The organism is Nakamurella endophytica (genome assembly GCF_014646215.1).
Classification (GTDB): domain Bacteria; phylum Actinomycetota; class Actinomycetes; order Mycobacteriales; family Nakamurellaceae; genus Nakamurella; species Nakamurella endophytica.
Genome location: NZ_BMNA01000004.1, coordinates 478,992 through 496,451 on the forward strand (window position 1 = coordinate 478,992; position 17,460 = coordinate 496,451).

Consider the following 17,460-nt stretch of genomic DNA (forward strand, 5'->3'; position numbering starts at 1 on the left):
GGGTCCACACGGACCTCCGGACGGGACGTCCCGATCGTCGCCCGGGTCGCGACCGCCCGCGCGTCGGGCGTCGGCGGGATGACCCAGGATGACCCCATGGCCGACGCGCAGCCCGACTCCCCCACCGACCCGGTCGCCGCCCACCACGCGTGGCAGCAGGAGCGACTGGCGCAGGTGTCGGGCCCGGTCGGCAACACGGCACTGGTCGACTACCAGCCGGTCGGCGCCGAGGACGAACCCGTGCGCGGCCTGCCGGCCACCGTGCGGCGGGTGCCCGGTGAGGCCGGCGTCCGGCTCACCCCCACCGGACCGGTGGAGCTGGTCACCGCGGAAGGATCCCGTCCGGTGGACGGGGAGACCGTCGTCGGTTTCCTCGGGGCGGACGGCTTCCCCCTGCTGCGGTCCGACGACATCACCGTCGACGTGTTCAGCCTGGACGGCTCGGACGTCGAGCTGCGGGTGTACGACGCCGCGGCCCCCACCCGGCTGGCCTTCGCCGGGATCGAGGTCGCCGGGTACGACCCGCGGTGGGTGGTGCCGGCCGTGTTCCGGTCCACCGGCGAGGTGCGCCGCACACCGTGGACCTTCACCCGCACGTCGGACGACGGCCACACCAAGGCGGTGCCCGGCACGGTCGAGACCACGATCGACGGCCGGGACCACCGGTTCACCGTGTTCGCCGACGGCGCCCACCTGGTGCTCGTCTTCGCCGACGCCACCACCGGCCGCACCAGCTACGCCCCCGGACGCTTCCTTCGGTTTCCCGCCGTGCCCGACGGGGCCCGGCTGGAGCTGGACTTCAACCGCGCGATCGTCCCGCCCTGCGGCTTCAGCGACTTCTACTCGTGCCCGGTGCCGCCGGCCGAGAACCGCATCGCCGTCCCCGTCGTCGCCGGGGAGCTGCGCGCGCGGCGCCCGGAGGGCGACGCCGGCCACTGACTCGGCCTCGCGCCGCACGAGCCGGCCAAGACCTGGCACCTGTGCAGCCCGCACAGTCATGGCAATGAGACCGGCAGTCTGCACATGGTCGACGGCGCGATGTCGTCCTAGCGTGGACCGGACCGTTGCGACCACACGAGGAGCGGGCATGGCCGGCAGCGCCGCGAACAGCGCACACATCGACGACTACACCCTCGCCCGGGTGCCGACGTCGGCCCGCAACCACTGGTTCGGCATCGCCGTGCAGCGGTTCGGACAGATCTCGGCGCTCTCCCAGTTCCTGCTGGGCGCGACGCTCGGCTACGGGATGAGCTTCGCCCACGCCTTCTGGGCGATCCTGCTCGGCTCGATCATCGTCGAGGTGATCATGTGCCTGGTCGGGATCATCGCCCAGCGCGAGGGCCTCAACACCGCCCTGCTGGCCCGGTGGACCGGCTTCGGCGAGATCGGCGCCTCGATCGTCGGGCTGGCGGTCGGCATCAGCCTGATCGGCTGGTTCGGGATCCAGTCGGCCATCGCCGCCGACTCCCTGGACGCCCTGATGCCCGGTGCACTGCCGGGCTGGCTGTGGAGCCTGATCTGCGGCCTGGCCGTCACCGCCATCGTCGCGTTCGGCTTCAAGGGCATGCAGTGGCTGGCCAACGTGACCGTGCCGCTGTTCCTGGTCCTGGTCGGTTGGTCGGTGATCGCCGAGCTGTCCCGCCACGACCTCGGCAGCCTGCTCACCAGCGCCCCTGCCGGACCGCAGATCTCGGTGCTGGCCGGCTCCGGCATCGTGGCCGGCGGCGTGATCGTCGGCGCGATCATCACCGGCGACATGACCCGGTTCAACCGCACGCCCGCCGACGTGGTGAAGCAGACGGCCCTGGGCGTCAGCCTCGGCGAGTTCGTCATCGGCCTGGCCGGCGTGCTGCTGGCCCACGCGGCCCGCAGCGGCGACATCGTCTCGATCGTCACGTCGTCCATCGGGTTCGTCGGCCTGCTGATCGTCATCACCGGCACCCTCAAGATCAACGACTGGAACCTGTACTCGGCGTCGCTGGGCCTGGTGAACTTCGTGTCGGTGACCTTCCGCCGGCAGCTGCACCGCGTCTCGACCACGCTGGTCCTCGGTGTCGCCGGCACCGTGCTGGCCGCGGTCGGCATCCTGTCCAACTTCATCGAGTTCCTCACCGTGCTGTCGGTGGTGTTCCCGCCGATCGCCGGGATCATGGTCGCCGAGTACTTCGTCGTGCGGCGCTGGCGCGGCGACCTGGAGTCGAGCCGGCAGGCGAATGCGCTGCCGGTGAGCGCGCCGCGGCTGGTGCCGGCCACGCTGATCGTCTGGGCGATCTCGTCGGTCGTGGGCTACTTCGTCACCTGGGGCATCCCGTCGGTGCTCAGCCTGGTGCTGTCGATGGTGCTGTACGTCGTCGCGGGCCGGCTGGGCCTGGTCGGTGGGGTGGGCGAGACCCGCACCCCCGAGGAAGCCGCGGTCCGGACGCCGGCCACCGCCTGACCCGACCTGCCGACCCCCCCGTCGGCACCCCGCGGGCCGCATCGGCGACACCCCCACCGAGCACAGGAGATCCACCGGATGCACATCGGCATCGACGTCGGCGGCACGAACACCGACGCCGTCCTCATGGAGGGCGTCACCACCCTGGCCGGGGTCAAGCACTCGACCACCCCGGACGTGACCACCGGCATCGTGCGGGCCATCGAGGACCTGCGGGCGCAGCACCACTTCACCGGCGCGCAGGTGCAGGCGGTGATGATCGGGACCACGCACTTCATCAACGCGCTGGTCGAGGCCCAGCGGCTGGCCCCGACGGCGGCGCTCCGGCTGGGGCTCCCGGCGACGAAGTCGCTGCCGCCGCTGATCGACTGGCCGCAGCCGCTGGTCGAGGCGCTGTCCGCGCGAACCTATCTGGCGCACGGCGGCTACGAGTTCGACGGCCGGCCGATCTCCCCGCTGGACCCCGACGAGTTGCGCGCCCACGCCCGCGACATGGCCGCGCACGGCATCCGTTCCGTCGCAATCTCCAGCGTGTTCAGCCCGGTCAACCACGACCTCGAGGACCAGGCGGCGGCCATCGTCCGGGACGAGTTCGCCACCGCCGACGGCGGCGCCGAGGTGGCCGTCTCGCTCAGCCACGAGATCGGCCGCATCGGGCTGCTGGAGCGGGAGAACGCGACGATCATCAACGCGGCGCTGCGCGAGCTCGCCGGCGAGATCGTCGACGGGCTGACCTCGGCCGCCCGGGCGCAGGGCATCGAGGCGCCGATCTACCTGAGCCAGAACGACGGCACGCTGATGGACGAGGACTTCGTCCGCAGCTACCCGGTGGCCACCTTCGCCTCCGGGCCGACCAACTCCATGCGCGGGGCCGCGGTCACCAGCGGCCTGACCACCTGCGCCGTGGTCGACGTCGGCGGCACCACAACCGACATCGGGCTGCTGGTCGGCGGTTTCCCGCGCGAGACGGCCGGCGAGGTCAAGGTCGCCGGCGTGCGGACCAACTTCCGCATGCCCGACGTGCTGTCCATCGGCATCGGCGGCGGCAGCCTGGTCGACCTGGAGACGGCCGAGGTGGGACCGGGATCCGTCGGGTACCGGCTGACCACCGAGGCCCTGGTGTTCGGCGGCTCCACGCTCACCGCCACCGACATCGCCGTCGCGGCCGGGCGCGCGGACATCGGCGACGCCAGCAGGGTCGCGCACCTGGACCCCGCGTTCGTCCAGCGGGTGCTGGACCGCATCGCCGAGCGGGTCAGCGAGGCGGTGGACCGCATGCGGACGTCGCCGGACCCGATCCCGGTCGTCGCGGTGGGCGGCGGGTCGATCCTGCTGCCCGACGAGCTGCCGCTGTTCGGTGCGGCGCACCGCCCGGAGAACTACTCGGTCGCCAACGCCATCGGCGCCTCCATCGCGCAGGTCGGCGGCGAGATCGACAAGGTCGTCGCCATCGAGCCGAGCCGGCGCGAGGAGAGCATCGCCGCCGTCAAGCAGGAGGCGGTCGAGAAGGCGATCGCGGCAGGCGCGCGGCCGGAATCGGTCGACGTCGTCGACTTCGACGAGGTGCCGATCCCGTACCTGCCCGGCAACGCCACCCGCATCCGGGTCAAGGCCGTCGGCGATCTCGAGATGGGCCGCTGATGGCCTGGTCCATCGGCACCGACGCGATCGGCGACCTGGCTCGCGGGGCCGCGGTTCTCGGCACCGGCGGCGGCGGTGACCCGTACATCGGGGCGCTGCTGGCCCGGCAGGCCGTCGCCGAGCACGGCCCCGTCACCGCCGTGACCCTCGACGAGCTGGCCGACGACGCCCTGGTGATCACCGTGGCGATGATGGGCGCACCGACCGTCATGGTCGAGAAGCTGCCCACCCTCGACGAGATCATGGAGCCCGTCGCGGCTCTCGGCACCTACCTGGGACGGCCCGCGACCCACGTGGCGTGCGCCGAGATCGGCGGGGTCAACTCGACCATCCCGATCGCGGCCGCGGCGGCCCTGGGCCTGCCGCTGCTCGACGCGGACGGGATGGGCCGCGCGTTCCCCGAACTGCAGATGGTGCTGCCCACCCTGTACGGCATCAGCGCCTCTCCGCTGGCGTTCGCCGACGAGAAGGGCAACGTCGGCGTGCTGCAGACCGTCGACAACTCCTGGACCGAGCGCATCGCCCGGGTCGCCGCCGTCGAGATGGGCTGCTCGGTGATGATCTGCGGCTTTGCGATGAGCGGTGCGCAGGCCCGCGAGTCGCTGGTCCGGGACTCGCTGCAGCGCTGCATCGGCCTGGGATCCGGCATCGCGCAGGCCCGCACCGGGAAGGTCGACCCGGTGGACCGGGTGGTCGAGCTGCTCGAGGGCCGGGAGTTGTTCGCCGGCAAGGTGGTCGACGTGCAGCGCGCCACCACCACCGGGTTCGCCCGCGGTACGGCCACCGTCCGCGGTGACGACGGGGACCTGACGCTCCGATTCCAGAACGAGCACCTCATCGCCTCCGTGGCGGATGCCGCGGGCGACGAGACGGTGCTCGCCACCACCCCGGACCTCATCGTCGTGCTCGAGCACGACACCGGCGAGCCGGTCACCACCGAAGGCCTGCGCTACGGCCAGCGCGTCCGGGTGGTCGCCGCGCCGAGCGACCCGCGCTGGCACTCGCCGGAAGCCCTGGCGATGGTCGGACCGGGCTACTTCGGCTACGACGTCCCGGCCCGCCGCTTCGACGGCCGGGTCACGGAGGTGCCCGCATGAGCTGGCAGTTGACCGCGGCCGACCTGCCGGACCTGGCCCGCGGCGCGACGCTGCTGGGCACCGGCGGCGGCGGCGACCCCTACATCGGTTCCAAGCTGGTCGAGCAGGTGCTGGGGTCCGGCTCGATCACCGTGCTCGACCCGGGCGACCGGGACGACCTGCCGGACGACGCGTTCGTCATCCCGACGGCCCAGATGGGCGCCCCCACCGTCATGATCGAGAAGCTTCCCGCGGGAACCGAGCCCACGCTGGCCCTCCGGACGCTCGAGAAGCACCTGGGTCGGCGAGCGGACGCCACGATGCCGATCGAGTGCGGCGGCGTGAACTCGATGATCCCGTTCGTGGTGGCCGCCGAGACCGGCCTGCCGGTGGTGGACGCCGACGGCATGGGCCGCGCCTTCCCGGAGCTGTCGATGGAGACCTTCGCCGTCTACGGCGTGCCGGGGTCGCCGCTGGCGCTGGCCGGCGAGCGTGGCGAGCAGGTCGTCATCGACACCGGCGCGGACAACCGGCAGCTCGAGTGGCTCGCCCGGGCCGTGACGATCCGCCTCGGCGGTGTCGGGCACATCGCCGAGTACTCGATGAGCGGCGCCGACGTCCGGCGCACCGCGGTCCCCCGCACCATCTCGATGGCGCTGTCCCTCGGGCGGGCGATCCGGCTGGCCCGCGAGGCCAAGCGGTCGCCGTTCGAGGCCCTCGCGCAGGCCCTGGCGCCGACGCTGTACTCGCACGTGGTCGACCTGTTCGACGGCAAGATCGTCGACGTGGAACGCCGGACCACCGAGGGCTTCGCCCGCGGCCGGGTGCGGATCGCCCCGGTGGCGCCCGGTTCCGAGCTGGTGGTCGACTTCCAGAACGAGAACCTGACCGCCCACCGGGACGGCGAGCTGCTGGCGATCGTGCCCGACCTGATCTGCGTGCTCGACCACGAGTCGGCCGAACCGATCACCACCGAAGGGCTCCGGTACGGCCAGCGGGTGCGGGTGCTGGGCATCTCGACGCCGGACCTGATGCGCACGCCCGAGGCCCTGGCCACCTTCGGCCCGGTCGCCTTCGGACTCACCGAGACCTTCGCGCCGGTCGAGCAGCGGACCGCGGGGAGCCTGACCGCCGCCGGGTAGCCGGGTGCGGTCGGCTCGCTCGGGGCCCGGGTGGCTCCGCCGCGGCTAGGCTCTCGGCCCGTGATCCGCGTCGAGCGTGAGGACCTCGGCGCGCTCGCGCTCGGCTGCGCCCTGCTCGGCTCCGGCGGGGGCGGCGCCACCACCCAGCTCGAGCTGCTGGCGGCCGGTGGCGCCTGGCCGGTGGACGTCCACGCGGTCGACGCCGTGGACCCCGCCACCCCGTGCCTGGCGGTGGCCCTGGCCGGTTCCACCATGGTGATGACCGAGCGGCTGCCCGGTACCGACCGGCTCTCCGCGGCGGTCGCCGCCGCGGAGCGGTGGCTGGGGTGCGAGGTCCCCGCCGTCTGCACGCTGGAGATCGGCGGTCTGAACGGGCTCACCGCGCTGGTCGCGGCCGGCGGCCGCGCCGTCGTCGACGCCGACTGCATGGGCCGGGCGCTGCCCGGCATCGACCAGGTGTCGCTGCTGGTCGACGGACTGCCCGGGCTGGTGGTGGCCACCACCACCGGCGACGGCGTGGGCGTCGTCGACCGGCCCCGGCCGGCCGACGCGGAGGCCGTCGTCCGCGCGGCGCTGCGGCTGTCCGGCGGCACCGGCGCCGTCGTGGTCGCCGGGTTCACCGTCGGCGACCTGGCCGAGCACGCCGTGGTCGGCACGACGTCCCGGGCGCTGTCCCTGGGCCGGGGCTTCCTGGCCGCCCGGGAGAGCGCCATCGGCGAGCTGGCCGCCGCGGTCGGCGGGCGGCTGCTGGCGCAGGGCCGGATCCAGGCGGTGCTGACCGATCCGGTGGACCCGCAGGTGCAGGCGTTCGACCTGGTCGACCCGGGCGGTGCCGTGCACCGGCTGGTCACCCGCACCGAGACTCTGGCGCTGATGACCGACGGCGTCCTGGTCAGCGCCGCCCCGACGGTGCTGGCGGTCCTGGACGTGCGGACCCGTGCGGTGCTGCAGATCTCCGACCTGTCGCCGGCCCACCACATCGCGGTCGTCGAGCTGGCCGCCCCGACGTGGTGGACGGCACGGCCCGACCGGCTCCGGCGGGTCACGCCCGCCGCCTACGGCGTCGCCGACCTGGAACCGGACCTCGCCCGGTGACCGGCCTGGACCTCACCGCCCTGCTGGCGGAGCCGGCGAACGGTGCGCTGCGGCACGTCGCCGGGCCGGACGAGGGCGACTGGCCGACCGCGCTGCTGGCCCTCACCGAGGAGCTGCTGGAGACCGCCGGCGCAGGTCGGCTGGCCGTCGTCGCCACGCCGCTCCCCCGGGAGCCCTGGCGGGTGGACGCGCTGCTGCGTCGTGTGCACGAGCGCGGCTACTCGGCACTGGCCGTGCCCGGCGCCGAGCGGCTCGACGCCGGGGCCCGCCGGCTCGCCGCCCGCATCGGGCTGGCCGTGCTCGCGGTGGAGCGCCCGGTGGAACTGGCGGAGACCAGCTGGCGGCTCGCCGTGGCCCGCGACGCCCTGGTGCTCGACCTGGTGCGGCGGTTGACGGTGGCGTTCCGTCACCCGGCCAGGGACCTGGCCGACCTGCTGTCGCACCTGGCCGCCGCGGCGGGCGCCGGCGTCGCGCTGCTCGATGCGACGGGGGTGGTGGAGGAGCACGGCGGCGAGCTGGCGCCGTGGCTGGGCGGCCACGCCGACCTGGTGCGCTGGGACCGGTGGACGGACATCGTGGCGTCCCCGGAGATGTCCGTGGCCACCGTCCGGGTGGACAGCCCGTCGCGGCCGGGGTTGCGGTTGGCGTTCTTCGCACCGGGCATCCGCGACGCCCAGGTCGACGCGCTGGCGGTGGCCGCGGAGATCGCGATGCCCGCGGTCGCCGCCCGGATCCTGATCGACGAGGTCAACACGGTCACCGACGCATCGGTGTCGTCGGACCTGCTGCACGACTTCCTGGTCTCCGGCGACGCCCACCACGAGGACGTCGACCGCCGGATGACGGAGCGGGGGTGGCGGACGACCGGCTACCACCTGGGCTTCCGGGTCATCGGCCGGACGCGCGTCGACACCCTCGCGCTGCTGCGCGCGGTGAGCGGAGCGCTCGGACCGCTCGGCATCGAGTCGCACGCCGCCGCGCACGGCCAGGGCGTGACGGCCTGGCTGCGCTGGGTCCGGATCCCGGCCCGGCGGGACCTGGAACGACACGTCCACGAACTGCGCGCCGTGCACGAGACCCTGCGCCGTTCCTTCAACGTCGCGAGCGGCGTCGGGTCGCTGCAGGCGGAGCGGGCCGGCCTGGCCGCCACGATCGGCGAGGCCGGCGACGCCGCCCGCATCGCCGCGCAACGGTCGGCCACCAACTGGTTCGTCCGGGTCGACGGGCTGGGTCTCGAGCAACTGTTGCTGGCCCGGACCGAGAACGACACCTTCCTGCCCGCCGCCGAATCGCTGCTGGCACCGCTGCGCGGCGACGACGACGTCCTGCTCACCACTCTCACCAGCTACCTGGACCACGAGTCCGGCATCGCCGCCACCGCCGACGCTCTGGGCGTCCACCGCAACACCGTTACCGGTCGGATCCAGCGGATCCAGGAGACGCTCGGGGTCGACATGCACGACCCGAGCGTGCGTCTCGCGCTGCACCTGGCGTGCCGGGCGGTGCTGCGGTGAGTCGCGGTGGGACACCGCCGTCCGCACGTCACGTCCGGGACCGTCACCCCCGCGGCGGTTCGCGGATCGACCCGTGCTTGATCAGCTGGCCGTAGACCTTGCCGAGCGCCCGCGCGAGGTCGTCGGTGTCCCGCTCGTCCAGGACGTCGAACACCAGCCGCCGCACCAGGTCCGCGTGGCGGGGTGCGGCGGCCCGGACCGCCCGGAGCCCGTCGGGCGTCAGCACCGCGTCGGTGGCCCGCCGGTCCCGAGTCGACGGCCGCCGTTCCACCAGGTCCCTGGCGGCCATGCGGGCCAGGTGGTGCGAGAGCCGACTGCGTTCCCAGCCGATGGTCGCCGCCAGCGCGGTGAGCTGCAGGCGATGCCCGTCGGCGCCGGACAGCGCGACCAGGACGTGGTAGTCGCCGATCGACAGTCCGCTGTCCTCCTGGAGCTGGCGGTTCATCTCGTGGTCCAGGCGCAGCGTGACGGCCATCCACGCGCGCCACACCCGCTCCTGGGCGGGGCTCAGCCAGCGGTCGGTCGCGGTGCTCCGCCGTGCGGCCACGGTCACCTCCTCGCTCGCGCCGATTGTCGTCGCACCGCCGGTCCTGCGGCGCGGCGGGCCGGTTGCGTCCGGTCCGGTCCGGGTCCGCGTGACGCGGCTCACCCCGCGACCGGAATAGCGCACGTGCGGTCCCCCGGTTACGTGACATGTCATGCAAATGGCGAGCGGGCCGGACGCGGCGGATCGAAGGGACGTGGACGCCATGGGGCAGCTCGAGGGCAGGACAGCATTGGTGACCGGCGGGACGTCGGGCATCGGCTTGGCGACCGCGGTGCGCTTCGCCGCGGAGGGCGCCCGGGTGTTCGTCACCGGGCGGCGCCAGCCGGAACTCGATGCGGCCGTCGCGACGATCGGCGAGGCGGCGATCGGGATTCGCAGCGACGTCTCCGATCTCGACGACCTCGACCAGCTCTTCGCCGAGATCGCAGACCACGGGCACGGTTTGGACGTGCTGTTCGCCAACGCCGGCGGCGGCGCCTTCGGCACGCTGCAGGACATGACACCGGAGGACTTCAACCGGACCTTCGCCACCAACGTGCGCGGCACCGCCTTCACCGTGCAGAAGGCACTTCCCGTTCTCAACCGCGGGGCGTCGGTGGTCCTGACCGGGTCGACCGCCGCCACCAGCGGCACGCCGGCGTTCGGCGTCTACGGGGCGAGCAAGGCGGCGGTCCGGCAGTTCGCCCGGACCTGGGCGTCCGAGCTCGCCGACCGCGAGATCCGGGTGAACGTGATCGTCCCCGGACCGACGGACACCACCGGCCTCCGCGGGCTCGCCGGCGATCCTGCGAGTGCGTCGGCACTGGTCGATCAGCTCGGCGCGGGGGTGACGATGCGCCGGGTGGGCCGCCCGGAGGAGATCGCAGCGGCGGTGCTGTTCCTGGCATCCGATGAGAGCAGCTTCATGACCGGCAGCGAGCTGTACGCCGACGGAGGCGAGCGGCAGCAGTGACAGGGGCCGCCGCCGATCGACGGTCGTCGGCGCAGGACGACGACCACCACCGGCGGCTGCCTGCGCGCCGCGGGGCGAAGCGCACAGGAGGACGGCAGCGCGTCCATGGAACCGACCGGACCGCCGGGCCTCACGAGACATCGCGGAGCCGGCGGTCCGGGCAGCCTCACGACGACGAACGATCGGCCGCTGTCACGTGGGAACGTCGTTAGAGGTAGAGCTTGAACCCCTCGTGGGATGCCGTGAAGCCCAGTCGCGCGTAGAAGCGGTGAGCCGCGCCCCGGCGCTTGTCGGAGGTCAGCTGCACCAGCGCGCAGCCCCGACGTCGCGACTCCGCCAGCGCCCAGGTGACCATGGCGCTGCCCAGTCCGCCGGACCGGTGATCGGCGCGGACGCGCACGGCCTCGATCTGGGCACGCAGGGCGCCCCGGCGGGCCAGGCCGGGCAGGAAGCTCAGTTGCAGGGTCCCGACGACGTCATCGGAGTGCGCGGCGACGAGCAGCACGTGCGCGGGGTCGGCGTCGATCGCCGCGAAGGCGTCCAGGTACGGCTGCACGTCGTCGGGACCGGCCACCCCGTCGCGTGCGGCGCCGAGCTGGTCGTCGGCCATCAACCGCACGACGGCGGGGACGTCGCCGGCGGTGGCCCGACGCAGTGTCACGGTGCGACCGGCGGTCTCGAGCTCGGCCGGCAGGTCCACGCCGGGAGTATGCCCGGCATCCGGACGCCGATGACGGTCGGGGTCGCGCGCGCGGACGCGTCGTCCCCCGACCCGCCCGGGTGCGGGACGCCGCGCGCCGGAGCGGCTACGGACGCCGCGCCTGCGTGAAGGCGGCCAGCGCCACCTGCGCCGCGTCGATGTCGGCGGCCAGCCGGTCCGGGTCGCGGTAGCAGAACCACTGCACCGAGATCCCGTCCGCCAGCGCCACGATCAGGCGCGCCAGCGCCCCGATGCGGTCCTCCGGCTCGTCCGCCAGCCGGCCGGCACGCAGCGCCGCCTCCATGAGACCGACGTGCAGGTCGTACGTCCCGACACCCAGGGCCGCGTCCCTCCGCAGCGCCCAGAAGGTGATCTCCAGCTGGACCTGTGCGAACTCCTGGTCGGACTCGAACCAGTCGAACGTCTGCCGCAGCAGCCGGGCGGCCGTCGGCGCCAGGCCGTCCCGGTGCGCGTCGGCCTCGGCGCGTTCCTTGAGCGCACGCACCTGTTCCTCCCAGATCGCGAAGAACAGGGCCTCCTTGGACTCGAACAGGTAGTGCAGGCTGGCCAGCGACATCTCCGCCGCGGCTGCGATCCGCCGCGTGGTCGCCCCCTCCACCCCGTGCGCGGCGATCACCCGGACGGCGGCGTCGATCAACCGCGCCCGCCGCTCCGCGGGTGTGCGCCGCGCCAAACCGTCCACCTCCACGCTCTCCGCGCCCCGGCGGCCACGGACCTGCGGTCACTGTAGGGGTCGGCCCCTCGGCTGCACGGAGCCGCACACCGGCGCCGTTTGCCTCTGGACGGCACCGGACCCGTGTGCCAACATCTGGTCGCATGACCCAGTCAAATGACTCAACGCCGGTGGGGGTCGCTGCGCCGGCCGGGTCGACGGCCTACGACGTCCACGTCGAGACCGACCCGACCCCGCTGGTGTCGTGGATCGGACGGCTGCTCCGGGACGCCGCCGGGACGGCACGCGGCCGGGCCGGGCTCGCGGAGCTGGCCGGCTGCTGCGTGGGAGTGCGGCAGCGGCAGGGCCGGCAGAGCGTGACGGCGACCTTCACCTCGGACGGGTGCGCCGTCGTCCACGGCGTCCGGCCGGCCGTCACCGACGTGGTGGAGGTGGACCTGGACGACGAGCTGCGGGTCGTCGTCACCGACCAGGGCCCGTCCCGGGTACTGCAAGCCCTGCTCTGCCCGCCCCTGCCGGACTGGAGATCGGCCGCGGAAGGTTTCTGGTCACGGGTCCGTACCGATCCGGGGATGCCGGCCACCGTGCAGGTCCGCTGCCGGGACGAGTCACTCGTCCTGGGCGACGGCCTGCCGCGGTACGAGATCCTGGGCGAGGCCGATGATCTGGCGAAGTTCTTCACCGGGCGTACCCAGCTGCTGTCCGCGCTGAAGAACGGGCGGCTGAGCGTGCGCGGAACCTTTCCGCAGCTGTCGGTGATGGTCGGCGCATCCTGGAAGGCCCGCTGGAATGGCTGAGTCCGTGACGCCGGAATCGCTGCACCGGTGGCTCGAGGAGCACGCGATCACCTCGATCCGGCTGCAGGCCACCAATCTCGAGGGATCGTTCATCGGCAAGGTGCTCGCGCCGGCCCGGTTCCTGTCCGGGCTGTCGTCGGGGTTCGCCTTCTCGGACGTCTCGTTCGGCCTGGACCTGGGCAACAACCCGGTGTTCGGGTTCGCCCTGCCGTCGTGGCGCGGCGAGCTCGGCGACATCTTCCTGCACCCCGACCTGGCCACCCTGGTGGTCTGGGAGCCGGGGGTGGCCGCGGTGATCGGCGACTTCCGCACCGCCGACGGTGCGCCCCTGCCCGTCTGTCCCCGCAGCGCCGCACGTACCCAGCAGGACCGGTTGCGCGAGCTCGGTTTCGAGACGGTCGTCGCCGTCGAGATGGAGGCGTCGGTGTTCGCGACGCCCATCCAGGAGGCGCGCGACCGCAACTACCGGGACCTCGTCCCGCTCGGCGGCACCGCCGGGTCGCTGTTCCACCTGGCCAAGACGCCGGACTGGTACTCCTACATGGGCGCGGTGACCGCCCGGTTGGACGCGCTGGGCATCGAGTGGGAGGCCTGGAACGACGAAGCCGCCTGGGGTCAGGTCGAACTCAACCTGGCGCCGTGCGACCCGGTCACGGCGGGCGACAACTGGGCCAGGGCCCGCCAAGTCATGCGGGAGGTCGCCTTCGAGCGGGACTGCTGCGTCACCTTCATGGCCAAGTGGTCGGACGAGTACGGCCAGGGATCACACCTGAACCTGTCCCTGCAGCGGGACGGCGCCAACGCCTTCTTCGCCGACGGTGGCCCGTCCGACGTGATGACGCACTTCCTCGGCGGCGTCATGGCGACCCTGCGCCCGGCGACCTCGCTCATGCTGCCGTTCGTCACCTCGTACCGGCGACTGCACGACCTGGACGGGCCGCCCACCACCCTGACCTGGGGGGTGGACAACAAGACGGCGGCCGTCCGGGCCATCGCGGGTCAGTCGCGCACCAGCCGGCTGGAGTACCGCATGCCCGGCGCCGACGCCAACGTCTACCTGGCGCTGGCCACCGTGCTCGCTGCCGGGCACCTCGGTCTCACGCAGCACCTCGCGCCACCGCCCGCCACCGACGACATGGCCTGGTGCCTGCCCGAGGAGGACCTGTACATCCCCCGCACGATCAGCTCCGCCGCGGCAGCACTGCGCGAGGACACCCTGCTGTCCGGCGCTCTCGGCCGCGACCTGGTCGACTACTGGTTGGGCACCAAGCAGTGGGAGTGGCTGCAGTTCCACACGACCGGCGGTGAGCCCGATGTCGGCCTGACCGACTGGGAACTGCAACGCTACTTCGAGCTGGCCTGATGGACGCCACCATCACCGCAGCGGTGCTGAACACCGCTCCCGGACCGCTCCGGCTGGAGGAGCTCCGGCTCGACGAGCCCACCGATCGCGAGGTCCGGGTCCGCGTCGCGGCAGCCGGGATCTGCCACTCGGACCTGCACGAGATCGACGGGACCTTCCCCACGCAGACGCCCATCGTGCTGGGTCACGAGGCCGCCGGCGTCGTGGAGGCGGTCGGCAGCGCGGTCACCGGCTTCCGGCCCGGCGACCACGTCGTGAGCTGCCTGTCCGTGTTCTGCGGGGAGTGCCGCTACTGCACCAACGGCCAGCTCGTGCTCTGCACGAAGCGGGGGGACCTGTCCCACCGCCGCCCGCGCCCACGGCTGCGCAACGCCGCCGGGCAGGCGGTGCGGCCGACGGCCGGCATCGGCGCCTTCGCCACCTCGATGCTCGTCCACGAGAACGCTCTCGTCGGCGTCCCCGCGGACATCCCGCCGGCCACCGCCAGCATCCTGGGCTGCGCGGTGACGACCGGGCTGGGCGCGGTGCTCCGCACCGCGGCGGTGCGGCCGGGCCAGGACGTCGTCGTCCTCGGGGCCGGGGGTATCGGGTTGGCGGCGGTGCAGGGCGCCCGGCTGGCGGGCGCGGCGCGGATCATCGCCGTCGACATCCACGCCGCGAAGCTGGATGCCGCGCGGCACTGCGGGGCGACGGCCGGGGTCGACGCCCGGCACGTCGATCCGGTCGCCGCGGTCCGGGAGCTCACCGACGGGGGCGCCGACCACGTGCTGGAGGCCGTGGGCACGAGCCGGACCGTCATGCAGGCCCTCGAGATGCTGCGCCCGGGCGGGACGGCCACCGTCATCGGGATGGTCCCCGGCGGACGCCCCGTCGAGATCCAGGGCACCGACTTCTTCCTCCAGGAGAAGCGACTGCAGGGGTCCTTCATGGGTTCCAACCAGTTCAAGGTCGACATCCCCCGCTACATCGAGCTCAACAGACAGGGCCGGCTCATGCTCGACGAACTCGTCACCCACACCGTGACGCTGGAGACCATCAACGAGGGCGTGGCCATCCTGGCCGCCGGGGAAGCCACCCGCGTGGTCACCGTGCTGGACGCGGCATGAGCGCTCCCCTCGTCGGTATCACCGGTCGGCGGCTGTCGGCCTCGGTGATCGCCGGCATGGACGCCCGCTTCGGCGGGCGGCACATCGACATGTTCTTCTCCGACTACGCCCGCTGCATCGCCGCCGCCGGCGGCATCCCGGTCGAGCTGCCGTTCGAGACGGCCGCGACAGCAGTCGTCGAGCGCCTCGACGCCCTGGTCGTCACCGGCGGTCAGGACGTGCACCCTGCCGCCTGGGGCGGGAACCTCGACGTCGTCGACGACGCCGCGGACCCCCGGGCGGACTACTCGGTGCACGACCGGGAGCGCGACGCTTACGAGACCGCTCTGGTGCGAGCGGCCGTGGACTGCGGCATCCCGCTGCTGGCCGTCTGCCGCGGGATCCAGCTGCTCAACGTGGCCTTCGGCGGCACCCTCGTCGCCGACCTGCCGCAGGGACCCGTCGAGCACCTCGTCACCGGTGGCGCCCTGCACGACGGAGCGCCCGACCACGTCGTCACCCTCGAGCCCGGCTCCCTCGCCGAAGCGGTGTTCGGTCCCCGGCTGCAGGTCAACTCGTGGCACCACCAGGCGGTCGACCGGTGCGCCGGGGCGCTCACCGTGTCGGGACGGGCGTCCGACGGCGTCGTGGAGACCGTCGAGATCGCCGACCGCCAGGTTCTGGGCCTCCAGTGGCACCCGGAGTGGCAGTCCGCACCCGACCTGGCGTTCACCTGGCTCACCGGCGCCGCGGCGACGGCCATGACCGTGTCGAGCCGGGCATGACCGCGCCGGTCATGCCGTCCGGTGCGGCGCACTGGGACGAGCTGCGGCGCCGCACCGCGGTGCCCACCGACCTGTGGATCGACGGGCGCTGGTCCGCGGCGGCCGGGCGGACACCCCTGGTCAGCCCGCGGGACGCCGCCTGGCTGACCGACATGGCCGCCGCCGACGCCGCCGACGTCGACCGGGCCGTCGCCGGCGCCCGCCGGGCCTTCACGGAGTGGTCCGCGCTGCCCCCGCGCCGCCGCGGCGAGATCCTCTGCCGCTGGGCGGATCTGTTGGAGCAGCACCGCGACGAGCTGGCGTTGCTGATCTCGCTGGAGATGGGCAAGCCGATCAGCGACGCCTGGCGCATCGAGATGCGCACCACCATCGGGCTGGTCCGCTGGTACGGCGAGCTCGCCGACAAGCTGCTGGACGAGTCGCCCCGCGGCCGTCCGGGTGCCACCGCCCTGGTCACCCGCGAGCCGGTCGGCGTGGTCGGTGCCATCACCCCGTGGAACTTCCCGATGACGCTGAGCGCCTTCAAGGTCCCGGCCGCCCTGGCCGCCGGCAACGCCGTCGTGGTGAAACCCGCGGAGCAGTCGCCGCTGTCGATCCTCCGGGCCGCCGAGCTCGGCAGCGAGGCCGGGCTGCCGGACGGGGTCCTGCAGGTGGTGTGCGGCGCCGGGCCCGTCGTCGGCAGCGCGCTGGCCCGGCACCCCGGGGTGGACACCCTGACCTTCACCGGGTCGACCGCCGTCGGACGCCAGCTGCTCGCCGACGCCGGCGCGTCGAACGTCAAGCCGGTCTGGTTGGAGCTCGGCGGCAAGTCCGCGAACATCCTCTTCCCGGACGCGCCGGACCGGGCCGAGGCCGTCCGCACCGCCGCCTGGGCCATTGCCTTCAACGCCGGGCAGATGTGCACCGCCGGCTCGCGGCTGCTGGTGCACCGGTCCATCCACGACGAGGTCGTGGACGGCGTCGTGGAGCACCTGCGGGCGCTCCGCGCCGGGGACCCTCTCGACCCGGCCACCGAGCTCGGACCGATGGCCGGTGAGCGGCACCGTCGCGGCGTCCTGGACGAGATCGGCCGCGGCAAGGCGGACGGCGCCCGGCTGGTCACCGGGTCCGACACGGCACCGGAGGGACCGGGATTCTTCGTGGAGCCCGCCGTCTTCACCGGCGTGGACCCGGACAGCCGGCTGGCCCAGCACGAGATCTTCGGGCCGGTGCTGTCCGTCCTGCCCTTCGACGACGAGGACGAGGCCGTCCGGATCGCCAACAACAGCGTCTACGGGCTGGGCGCCGCCGTCTGGACGGCCGACCTGTCGCGGGCGCAACGCATGTCGCGTGCACTGGCCGCCGGCCTGGTGTGGGTCAACTGCTACGAGGAGGGCGACCAGTCGGTGCCCTTCGGTGGACGCAAGCTGTCGGGCTTCGGCACCGACAAGGGTGTCCACGGCCTGGAGAAGTTCACCCAGCTCAAGACGACCTGGATCGCGTTCTGACGTCCCACCCGCACGTCGCACCTCGGCTGTCCCGCACCGGCTCTGCACTGCTCCGCACCGGCTCCGTCCCGCAGTGACCCGCTTCGCGCAGTGAACCTTGTTCGCGCAGTGACTTTCGCAGTGACCTGTCCCCGCACCGCTGCCG

At 73.3% G+C, this 17,460-nt stretch carries 16 protein-coding genes; 13 read left to right on the forward strand and 3 right to left on the reverse strand.

The genetic code is table 11. The annotated features are described in order from the left end of the window. Window positions 1-96 precede the first annotated feature (96 nt). From IEY37_RS12750 to IEY37_RS12780, 7 genes are all read left to right on the forward strand, one after another. Window positions 97-939, forward strand: coding sequence for a DUF1684 domain-containing protein (locus IEY37_RS12750; protein WP_188941999.1), 843 nt, complete (start codon window positions 97-99; stop codon window positions 937-939). A 148-nt stretch (window positions 940-1,087) separates the two neighbouring features. Continuing rightward, window positions 1,088-2,437, forward strand: a complete 1,350-nt coding sequence (locus IEY37_RS12755) for a purine-cytosine permease family protein (protein ID WP_188942001.1) — start codon at window positions 1,088-1,090, stop codon at window positions 2,435-2,437. 78 nt (window positions 2,438-2,515) lie between these two features. Beyond that, window positions 2,516-4,078, forward strand: a complete 1,563-nt coding sequence (locus IEY37_RS12760; RefSeq protein ID WP_188942003.1) for a hydantoinase/oxoprolinase N-terminal domain-containing protein — start codon at window positions 2,516-2,518, stop codon at window positions 4,076-4,078. Beyond that, window positions 4,078-5,175, forward strand: coding sequence for an S-methyl thiohydantoin desulfurase family protein (locus tag IEY37_RS12765; RefSeq protein ID WP_188942005.1), 1,098 nt, complete (start codon window positions 4,078-4,080; stop codon window positions 5,173-5,175). The genes IEY37_RS12760 and IEY37_RS12765 overlap by 1 nt, the downstream gene beginning before the upstream one ends. Then, the gene (locus IEY37_RS12770) at window positions 5,172-6,296 is read left to right on the forward strand and encodes an S-methyl thiohydantoin desulfurase family protein (protein WP_188942007.1); all 1,125 of its coding nucleotides are present in this window, start codon (window positions 5,172-5,174) and stop codon (window positions 6,294-6,296) included. Before IEY37_RS12765 ends, IEY37_RS12770 begins: the two co-directional genes overlap by 4 nt. Window positions 6,297-6,356: 60 nt before the next feature. Continuing rightward, window positions 6,357-7,391, forward strand: coding sequence for an S-methyl thiohydantoin desulfurase domain-containing protein (locus IEY37_RS12775; protein WP_188942009.1), 1,035 nt, complete (start codon window positions 6,357-6,359; stop codon window positions 7,389-7,391). Then, a complete protein-coding gene (locus tag IEY37_RS12780; RefSeq protein WP_188942011.1) occupies window positions 7,388-8,905 on the forward strand; it encodes a helix-turn-helix domain-containing protein in 1,518 nt (505 codons plus the stop codon). Before IEY37_RS12775 ends, IEY37_RS12780 begins: the two co-directional genes overlap by 4 nt. 43 nt (window positions 8,906-8,948) lie before the next feature. Here the strand turns inward: IEY37_RS12780 and IEY37_RS12785 are convergent, their stop codons facing one another. Continuing rightward, a complete protein-coding gene (locus IEY37_RS12785; protein WP_229674365.1) occupies window positions 8,949-9,452 on the reverse strand; it encodes a MarR family winged helix-turn-helix transcriptional regulator in 504 nt (167 codons plus the stop codon). Window positions 9,453-9,654: 202 nt separating this feature from the next. Between IEY37_RS12785 and IEY37_RS12790 the strand changes: the two genes are divergently transcribed. Next, window positions 9,655-10,404 (forward strand): SDR family oxidoreductase, encoded by a 750-nt coding sequence (locus IEY37_RS12790; protein WP_188942404.1) that lies wholly within the window; start codon window positions 9,655-9,657, stop codon window positions 10,402-10,404. Window positions 10,405-10,612: 208 nt separating this feature from the next. Here IEY37_RS12790 and IEY37_RS12795 read toward each other — a convergent pair whose 3' ends face one another. Beyond that, a complete protein-coding gene (locus tag IEY37_RS12795; protein ID WP_188942406.1) occupies window positions 10,613-11,014 on the reverse strand; it encodes a GNAT family N-acetyltransferase in 402 nt (133 codons plus the stop codon). A 196-nt stretch (window positions 11,015-11,210) separates the two neighbouring features. Next, the gene (locus IEY37_RS12800) at window positions 11,211-11,798 is read right to left on the reverse strand and encodes a TetR family transcriptional regulator (RefSeq protein ID WP_188942013.1); all 588 of its coding nucleotides are present in this window, start codon (window positions 11,796-11,798) and stop codon (window positions 11,211-11,213) included. Between the two features lie 143 nt (window positions 11,799-11,941). On the opposite strand from IEY37_RS12800, the gene IEY37_RS12805 reads away from it, so the two are divergent. The 5 genes from IEY37_RS12805 to IEY37_RS12825 are packed head-to-tail and all read left to right on the forward strand — an operon-like array spanning window position 11,942 to window position 17,315. Then, window positions 11,942-12,595 carry an ATP-binding protein gene (locus tag IEY37_RS12805; protein ID WP_188942015.1) on the forward strand — a complete coding sequence of 218 codons (654 nt, stop codon included), beginning with the start codon at window positions 11,942-11,944 and terminating at the stop codon, window positions 12,593-12,595. Beyond that, window positions 12,588-13,958, forward strand: a complete 1,371-nt coding sequence (locus IEY37_RS12810; protein ID WP_188942017.1) for a glutamine synthetase family protein — start codon at window positions 12,588-12,590, stop codon at window positions 13,956-13,958. Before IEY37_RS12805 ends, IEY37_RS12810 begins: the two co-directional genes overlap by 8 nt. After that, a complete protein-coding gene (locus tag IEY37_RS12815) occupies window positions 13,958-15,064 on the forward strand; it encodes a Zn-dependent alcohol dehydrogenase (protein ID WP_188942020.1) in 1,107 nt (368 codons plus the stop codon). The genes IEY37_RS12810 and IEY37_RS12815 overlap by 1 nt, the downstream gene beginning before the upstream one ends. Then, a complete protein-coding gene (locus IEY37_RS12820) occupies window positions 15,061-15,828 on the forward strand; it encodes a gamma-glutamyl-gamma-aminobutyrate hydrolase family protein (protein WP_188942022.1) in 768 nt (255 codons plus the stop codon). Before IEY37_RS12815 ends, IEY37_RS12820 begins: the two co-directional genes overlap by 4 nt. Beyond that, window positions 15,825-17,315: an aldehyde dehydrogenase family protein gene (locus IEY37_RS12825; protein WP_229674368.1), complete on the forward strand. Its 1,491-nt coding sequence runs from the start codon at window positions 15,825-15,827 to the stop codon at window positions 17,313-17,315. Before IEY37_RS12820 ends, IEY37_RS12825 begins: the two co-directional genes overlap by 4 nt. Window positions 17,316-17,460 lie beyond the last annotated feature (145 nt).